Source organism: Streptomyces sp. NPDC007971, from assembly GCF_042958635.1.
Classification (GTDB): Bacteria; Actinomycetota; Actinomycetes; order Streptomycetales; family Streptomycetaceae; genus Streptomyces.
The window spans coordinates 1-1,269 of record NZ_JBIBJK010000091.1; the positions used below are offsets into that span (position 1 = coordinate 1).

General features: G+C 66.0%; 2 protein-coding genes. Both read right to left on the reverse strand.

Going from position 1 to position 1,269, the window contains the following annotated elements; all coding sequences use genetic code 11:
- The coding region (locus tag ACFZCP_RS45905; RefSeq protein WP_391443277.1) for an alpha-amylase family glycosyl hydrolase at positions 1 to 847 on the reverse strand (847 nt) is incomplete at its 3' end.
- Positions 844 to 1,269 (reverse strand): alpha-glucosidase C-terminal domain-containing protein (locus tag ACFZCP_RS45910; RefSeq protein WP_391443280.1); only part of this gene is annotated, 426 nt, incomplete at its 5' end. The genes ACFZCP_RS45910 and ACFZCP_RS45905, both read right to left, overlap by 4 nt.

A 1,269-nucleotide genomic window follows, 5' to 3' on the forward strand; every position in this document is an offset into this window, starting at 1 on the left:
GGCACTCGTCGCCGCCCGAGCGGAAGTCGCCGAAGTAGTCGACGACGTCCTCCGGCCACTGGTTGGCCTCCGCCAGCAGCACGGTGTCCGGGTACTGGGTGTCGATCTCCTTGCGCACCCGCTTCAGGAACTCGTGGGTCGCCGGCAGGTTCTCGCAGTTGGTGCCCTCCTGCTGGTACAGGTACGGCACGGCGTCGAGCCGGAACCCGTCGATGCCGAGGTCCAGCCAGAACTTCAGCGCGGAGATCATCTCCTCCTGCACCGCCGGGTTCTCGTAGTTGAGGTCCGGCTGGTGCGAGAAGAAGCGGTGCCAGTAGTACTGCTTGCGTACGGGGTCGTACGTCCAGTTGGAGGCTTCGGTGTCGACGAAGATGATCCGGGCGCCCTGGAACTGCTTGTCGTCGTCGGCCCAGACGTAGTAGTCCCCGTACGGACCGTCCGGATCCCGCCTGGACTCCTGGAACCACGGGTGCTGGTCGCTGGTGTGGTTCATGACGAAGTCGATGATGACGCGCATGCCGCGCTGGTGGGCGGCGTCGACGAACTCCACGAAGTCGGCCAGGTCGCCGAACTCGGGCAGGACGGCGGTGTAGTCGGAGACGTCGTAACCGCCGTCACGCAGCGGCGACTTGAAGAAGGGCGGCAGCCAGAGGCAGTCGACACCGAGCCACTGCAGGTAGTCGAGCTTGGCGGTCAGGCCCTTGAGGTCGCCGATGCCGTCACCGTTGCTGTCCTGGAAGGAGCGGACCAGGACCTCGTAGAAGACGGCGCGTTTGAACCACTGAGGGTCCCGGTCCTTGGCGGGAGTGTCCTCGAAGGTGTCCGGGACGGGCTCGTTGACGATCATATGGCGGGTGACCCTCCGATCTGCGGGGTGGACGGTCGCAGAACCGAGAAGACATGCGCGGGCCTGTGGCCCGGTTCGAGGCGCACATAGTTGGCCCTGCCCCAGTGATAGGTCTCGCCGGTGAGCAGATCACGCACCGGCACCGACTCGTGCCCTTGCAGGCCGAGTTGCGGCATGTCCAACGAGACCGTTGCTTCCTGGGTGTGGTGGGGGTCGAGGTTGGCGACCACCAGAACCGTGTTCGATCCGCGCCGCTTCGAGTAGGCGAGCACCTGGTCGTTGTCGGCGTGGTGGAAGCGGAGATTGCGCAGGTGGTGCAGTGCGGGATGTTCCCGCCGGATGGTGTTGAGGCGGGTGATGAGCGGGGCGATGGTGCGGCCCTGGCGGGCGGCGGCTTCCCAGTCGCGGGGCTTGAGCTGGTA